At 65.7% G+C, this 6,659-nt stretch carries 5 protein-coding genes and 2 pseudogenes; 5 read left to right on the top strand and 2 right to left on the bottom strand.

Annotated features, from left to right (window positions below; translation table 11 throughout):
- Together IVB32_RS13640 and IVB32_RS13635 are read left to right on the top strand one after the other, a co-directional pair.
- Positions 1-570, top strand: a pseudogene (locus IVB32_RS13640) (Ppx/GppA family phosphatase); the annotation flags it as partial.
- 1 nt (position 571) lies between these two features.
- Entirely contained in the window at positions 572-1,270 is a 699-nt protein-coding gene (locus IVB32_RS13635; protein ID WP_247297532.1) for an RlmE family RNA methyltransferase, read from the top strand.
- On the opposite strand, the gene IVB32_RS13630 is transcribed toward IVB32_RS13635, so the two are convergent.
- Complete coding sequence (locus IVB32_RS13630) at positions 1,267-2,757, bottom strand: MFS transporter (protein ID WP_247297531.1); 1,491 nt, start codon at positions 2,755-2,757, stop codon at positions 1,267-1,269. The two genes, IVB32_RS13635 and IVB32_RS13630, sit on opposite strands and share 4 nt — an antisense overlap.
- 384 nt (positions 2,758-3,141) lie before the next feature.
- Between IVB32_RS13630 and guaB the strand changes: the two genes are divergently transcribed.
- From guaB to IVB32_RS13615, 3 genes are all read left to right on the top strand, one after another.
- Complete coding sequence (gene guaB / locus IVB32_RS13625) at positions 3,142-4,632, top strand: IMP dehydrogenase (protein ID WP_007609139.1); 1,491 nt, start codon at positions 3,142-3,144, stop codon at positions 4,630-4,632.
- Between the two features lie 218 nt (positions 4,633-4,850).
- Complete coding sequence (locus tag IVB32_RS13620) at positions 4,851-5,873, top strand: NADP-dependent oxidoreductase (protein WP_085395926.1); 1,023 nt, start codon at positions 4,851-4,853, stop codon at positions 5,871-5,873.
- 149 nt (positions 5,874-6,022) lie between these two features.
- A complete protein-coding gene (locus tag IVB32_RS13615; protein ID WP_026233756.1) occupies positions 6,023-6,313 on the top strand; it encodes a hypothetical protein in 291 nt (96 codons plus the stop codon).
- Positions 6,314-6,329: 16 nt separating this feature from the next.
- Here IVB32_RS13615 and IVB32_RS13610 read toward each other — a convergent pair.
- A pseudogene (locus tag IVB32_RS13610) lies at positions 6,330-6,659 on the bottom strand (metallophosphoesterase); the annotation flags it as partial.

Genomic DNA, 6,659 nt, shown 5'->3' with positions numbered 1-6,659 from the left:
GCAATCCTGTTCGACATCGGCGGCGGCTCGACCGAGCTGGTACGGATCGAGCGCGACGCCGCAAATCCGGAGCCGCGCATCAAAGCCTGGATGTCGATCCCGTTCGGTGTGGTCACGCTTGCCGAGCAGTTCGGGGGCCGCGACGTGACGCCCGAGATCTACGCCGCGATGGAGCGCGAGGTCGCCCATCACATCGCGCCGTTCGCCGAACAGCATGGCGGCGATCTCACTGATATGCATCTGCTCGGCACGTCAGGCACTGTGACGACGCTCGCCGGCATCCATCTCAACCTCGCGCGCTACGACCGCCGCCGCATCGACAGCGTCTGGATGAACGATACCGACGTCACCGCGACCATCAACAAGCTGCTTGGCATGAGCTACGAGGAGCGCGCCGCGAACAGCTGCATTAGCGTTGAGCGCGCCGATCTCGTCCTGGCCGGCTGCGCCATCCTCGACGCGATCCGCCGCGCCTTTCCGCTGCCGCGCCTGCGCGTCGCCGACCGTGGCTTGCGCGAAGGTATGCTGGTCGAGATGATGCGCGAAGACGGCGCGCTCAGGAGCTGGTGAGATGGCCAAGGACACCACCGGCCGTTTGCACGTCCAGGTCAAGACCCACGGCAAGCGCAAATTGTCGTCGAAGCTCTGGCTGGAGCGGCAGCTCAACGACCCCTATGTGGTGAAGGCGAAGGCGCTGGGCTATCGCTCGCGCGCCGCTTTCAAGCTGCTCGAGATCGATGACAAATACCGGCTGCTGAAGCACGGCATGGCTGTGGTCGATCTCGGTGCGGCGCCGGGCGGCTGGAGCCAGATCGCCGCCAAGCGCGTCGGCTCGGTCGACGGCAAGGGCAAGGTCATCGCGATCGACCTATTGGAAATCCCCGAGATTGCCGGGGTCGAGTTCGCACAGCTCGACTTCATGGACAATGACGCGCCGGACAAGCTCAAGGCCATGCTCGACGGCGGCGCCGACATCGTGATGTCCGACATGGCTGCCAACACCACCGGTCATCGCAAGACCGACCAGCTTCGCATCGTCGGCCTGATCGAAACCGCTGCCGCGTTCGCCTGCGATGTGCTGAGGCCGGGCGGGACCTTCCTGGCGAAGGCGTTCCAGAGCGGGGCCGACGCCGAGCTGCTCGCCCAGCTCAAGCGCGATTTCGCCACGGTGCGCCACGTCAAGCCGGCCGCGAGCCGTGCGGATTCCTCGGAGCGCTACGTTCTCGCGACGGGATTTCGGGGGGCTCGCAACGACGAGGTGGAGCACTAGCCCAGCCGCTGATCCCGCACGTCCTGCGTATCCTCGGTCGCGGCCTTGACGGCCGCCTTGGCCGCGCCCTTGCCGGCACCTTTGCGGCTCGCGATCTCCACGGCTTTGCGGCCGGAGACTTCGTGGCCAGCATCGGCGGGCATCTGCCAGAAGAACCAGCTCGACGCCGCCGAAGTCAGGGCGACCACGACGAAGGCCGGCGCAAACACGGTGGCGTCGAGCTCGCTGACGTGGCTGAACCACATCGTCGTCTCCACGGAGGCGGCGCCGACCGCGACGCCGGCCGAGACCGCGAGCTGCTGGTTGACGCTGACGAGCGTGGTGGCGCGGCTCATCTGCGCCTGCTCGACCTCGGCATAGGCCACCGTGTTGATCGCGGTGAACTCGAGCGAACGGAAGAAGCCGCCGACCACCAGGATGATCATGATGATCAGCAGCGGCGTCGTCACGGTGAAGAGGGCACAGGCGGCGAGGAAAACCGCACTGATGATCGCGTTCACCGTCATCAGGTTGCGGAAGCCGAAGGCGCGGATGATGCGCGCGGCCAGCGCCTTCATGCCCATGGCGCCGAGCGAGGAGCCAAACGTGACGAGGCCGGACTTGAACGGCGAGAGGCCGAATCCGATCTGCATCAGCAGTGGCAGCAGGAACGGCAGCGCGCCGATGCCGAGCCGGAACATGAAGCCGCCGAGAACGGCCGCACGCAGTGTCGGCAGTCTCAACAGCGTAAAGTCCAGCACCGGCGACCCCGTTCGCCGCGCGTGAAGGACATACAGCGTCATCGAGATCGATCCGCCGACGACCAGGGCGGCAACCGTGCTCCATGGCAGCAGATTGAGTCCGGCGACCGACAGCCCGAAGGCGATGCCGGCGAGCCCGAGGCCCGCGAGCACCATGCCGTAGAGGTCGAACGGCTCTCGTTCCTCGCTTTTGATGGGATCGATGAAGCGCAAGGCCATGAAGATGCCGAGCAGCCCGATCGGGATGTTGATCAGGAAGATCCAGTGCCATGACGCGTAGGTGGTGATGAAGCCGCCGAGCGGCGGCCCGATCACGGGGCCGATCAGGGCAGGGACCGTCACCCACGCCATCGCGTTGACCAGCGCGCTTTTGTCGACCGACCGCAGCAGCACGAGGCGCCCGACCGGCGTCATCATTGCCCCGCCCATGCCTTGGAGGATGCGCGCGAACACGAAATCGGTGACCGATGTCGAGAGCGCGCAGCCGACCGAGCCGACCATGAACACGCCGACGGCAATCGCAAACACCAGGCGCGCGCCGAACCGGTCGGCGGTCCAGCCGCTCGCCGGGATGAAGACCGCAAGCGACAGCAGATAGGAAGTGATCGCGAGCTTGAGCGTCAGTGGGCTGGTGCCGATGTCGGCTGCAATCGCGGGCAGCGACGTGGCGATCACCGTCGAGTCCATGTTCTCCATGAAGAGAGCAGTGGCCACGATCAGCGGAATGATGCGTTGCTTGTCGACCATGACGGATTGGTAATGGACATCGGGAACGAAGGGCGAGAGTTGCGGCTTATCACCGCCACTGGGCCGCGACCATTGCGGATCGACGCATGGCACCTAAATCCCGCGTGACCCCAGATGGGTGCGCCCTGCGCCGGAGACCGCGATGATCCGCCGGCACCGTTCGCCGGTACGAGCCGCCGCGAGGCTATCCGCCGCCGAACTTGCCAAAAAAGCCTGTGCATGGCTGGCCGGCGGTCCGAATTGCTTTGATTCGTCGCCCGCCCGTGCTATCGACCCGCGTCAACCCCACCGATGGGCTCCGATTCTCCGGCGTTGCCGCAAGGTACGCCGAGGGCGGCGCTCATCCATAGCTATTTGCGGCAGGGCCGCGGAAGGAGTTGGCACATGGCCACGGTGCAACAAGGCATTCGCGAAGCCCTCACGTTCGACGACGTGCTGCTGAAGCCGGGCCTGTCGGACGTCATGCCGGGCGAGGTCGACATCCGCTCCCGCGTCACCCGCGCCATTCCGCTCAACATCCCGATCATGGCCTCCGCCATGGACACGGTCACCGAAGCCCGCATGGCGATCGCCATGGCGCAGGCCGGCGGCATCGGCGTGATCCATCGCAATTTCGATCCCGAAGGGCAGGCCGCCCAGGTGCGGCAGGTCAAGCGCTACGAGTCGGGCATGGTGGTGAACCCGCTCACGATCAGCCCGGACGCCACGCTGGACGACGCGCTCAAGCTGATGAGCGATCACGGCATCTCCGGCATTCCCGTCGTCACCGGTGCGGGCAAGTCCACGCCGGGCAAGCTGGTCGGCATTCTCACCAACCGCGACGTCCGCTTCGCCACCGACCGCCAGCAAAAAATCTCCGAGCTGATGACCCATGAAGGTCTCGTCACGGTGCGCGAGAATGTCAGCCAGGACGAGGCGCGGCGGATGCTGCATCAGCATCGCATCGAGAAGCTGCTTGTGGTCGACGAGCAGTATCGCTGCGTCGGCCTGGTTACCGTGAAGGACATGGAGAAGGCGGTCGCCCATCCGCTGGCTTGCAAGGACGCGCAGGGCCGCCTCCGCGTCGCCGCCGCCACCACGGTCGGCGATAGCGGCTTCGAGCGCACCGAGCGGCTGATCGATGCCGGCGTCGATCTCGTCGTGGTCGACACCGCGCACGGCCATTCCCGTCACGTGCTCCATGCGGTCAACCGCATCAAGCGCCTGTCCAATTCCGTGCAGGTCGTTGCCGGCAACGTCGCGACCTCGGAGGGTGCGCAGGCGCTGATCGATGCGGGTGCGGACTGCATCAAGGTCGGCATCGGCCCGGGCTCGATCTGCACCACGCGCATCGTCGCCGGTGTCGGCGTGCCGCAGCTCACCGCGATCATGGATGCGGTCGAGGCGGCGAAGAAGTCGGACATCCCCGTCATTGCCGATGGCGGCATCAAGTTTTCCGGAGACCTTGCCAAAGCGCTCGCTGCCGGTGCCGACATCGCGATGGTCGGCTCACTGCTCGCCGGCACCGACGAGACGCCCGGGGAAGTGTTCTTGTGGCAGGGCCGCTCCTACAAGGCCTATCGCGGCATGGGCTCGGTTGGCGCGATGGCGCGCGGCTCGGCCGACCGCTACTTCCAGCAGGACATCAAGGACACGCTCAAGCTCGTGCCCGAAGGAATCGAAGGCCAGGTGCCTTACAAGGGCCCGGTCGGCAACGTCATGCATCAGCTCGCGGGCGGCCTGCGCGCCGCGATGGGCTATGTCGGTGCAAAGGACATGAAGGACCTGCACGACAAGGCCCAGTTCGTCCGCATCACCGGCGCGGGCCTGCGCGAAAGCCACGTCCACGACGTCACCATCACGCGCGAGGCGCCGAACTATCCGGGCGGGGGGTAGGCTCGCGGCTGCGCGTTGGAATTGCCCAAATGACGGTGTCATGCCCCGCGAAGGCGGGGCATCCAGTACGCCGCGGCCTTTCGGCTCTACCACGACCCTCTCGGATTACTGGATCGTCCGCCTTCGGGGGCGATGACAGCGAGAGTGTGCTTTTGTGTTGACGTGCTCCGCTCCCTCCGCTTCCGTTCGCGCCGAAGCATAATCAGGAGGAAGCCATCATGTCCCAAGGCAAACGCATCGTTCTCGCCGCGCGTCCCGTCGGGGAGCCAAAGCCGTCCGATTTCCGCATCGAGGAATTCGCGGTTCCTACGCCTGCCGCAGGCGAAGTCCTGCTGCGCACGATCTGGCTCTCGCTCGATCCCTATATGCGCGGGCGCATGAGCGACGGTCCGTCCTACGCGACGCCGGTGCCCGTCGGTGGTGTGATGGAAGCCGGTACGGTCTGCGAGGTCGCAGCCTCCAACAATCCAAACTTTGCCAAGGGTGACATCGTGCTCTCGCGCGCGGGCTGGCAGACGCACGCGATCTCCGACGGCAAGGGGCTGAACAAGATCGACCCGAAGCTCGCGCCGATCTCGACCGCCGTCGGCGTGCTGGGCATGCCCGGCATGACCGCCTACACGGGCCTGCTCGATATCGGCAAGCCGCAGCAAGGCGAGACCGTCGTCGTCGCCGGCGCCTCCGGCGCGGTCGGCTCGGCCGTGGGACAGATCGCGAAGATCAAGGGCGCACGCGCGGTTGGAATCGCCGGCGGCAAGGACAAATGCGATTACGTCGTGAAGGAGCTCGGCTTCGATGCCTGCATCGATCACCGCGATCCCGATCTGGCGACGAAGCTGAAGGACGCCTGCCCGAAGGGTATCGACGTCTATTTTGAGAATGTCGGCGGCGCCGTGTTCGAGGCGGTGTTCCCGCTGCTCAATGCGTTTGCGCGCGTACCCGTCTGCGGCCTCATCGCCCACTACAACGACACTGAAGCGAAGCCGCCGAAATGGGCCGCCAGCATGATGCGCGCGACCCTGACCAAGCGGCTGACCTTCCGCGGCTTCATCGTCTCCGACTTCGCCTCCCGCCATGGCGACTTCCTGCGCGACATGTCCGGCTGGGTCCGCGAGGGCAAGGTCAAGTACAAGGAGTTCGTCACCGAGGGCCTGGAGAGCGCGCCCGAAGCCTTCATGGGGCTTCTCAAGGGGGCCAATTTCGGCAAGCAGCTGGTGCGGGTCGGACCGGACAAAGCTTGATCGGCCGCTCTCGCCCCCTCGGGGCCGGGTATGGTTAACAAAGAGTGACTGATCGGCCACACCCGCCCGTAAAAGCCGCAGGTGTGACCGTCGGTTCATTGACGGGCTCGCGAAGGCATTGAATCATTGCGCATATTTCAGGTGCGATGATGTTAGAGCTTGTTGTTTTCTGCGTAATCCTGCTGGCTGCCGGTTATTGGGCGACCATGTTTGTCATGGGCCGTCGCGACGACGTCATCCATGGCAAGTTCGTCCATACCGAGGACGTGTTCGCGCAATCCGCGATGCCCACACCCACGCCGCCATTCCCCAAGCGCCCGGTCAATGCCGCGCGGCCTGCCAATGTTCTGCCCGCCAATACCGGGGCCAAACCGGTGAACAGCGACGCGCTGCAGTCCTTGCTTGCCGCGATCCAGCAGGATCTCAAAAGCGTCGCTTGAGCCGCGACTGGCGGCGCTAATGCGCACCGCCCATCTGGGCGAGCAGCTCCTCGATATCGATATCGACCTGGCCCGCGGCCCTGACGTGGCGAACCTCGAAGCCGTCGGGCTGGAAGCGGTACTCCACGAGCCCGACCTCCTTGATCGCGATCCGGTCCTGGCGCGCATCGTTGATCTTGAAGCCGGCCGACGGCGCCCAGACGTGGCGGGTGTGGCGCCAGGTAAAGTCGCGCCGCTGGTGCACGTGACCGCTGCCGATGAGGCGCAGGTCGACATGTGCAAACATCTCGATCAGCCGCGCGCGGGCCGGCTGCGGCACATAGCGGATCGACGTCTCCGGCGTCTC

Source organism: Bradyrhizobium sp. 23 (assembly GCF_023073295.1).
Classification (GTDB): Bacteria; Pseudomonadota; Alphaproteobacteria; order Rhizobiales; family Xanthobacteraceae; genus Bradyrhizobium; species Bradyrhizobium canariense_D.
The sequence above is the reverse complement of the archived record's forward strand: the minus strand, read 5'-3'. Positions and strand labels throughout refer to the sequence as shown.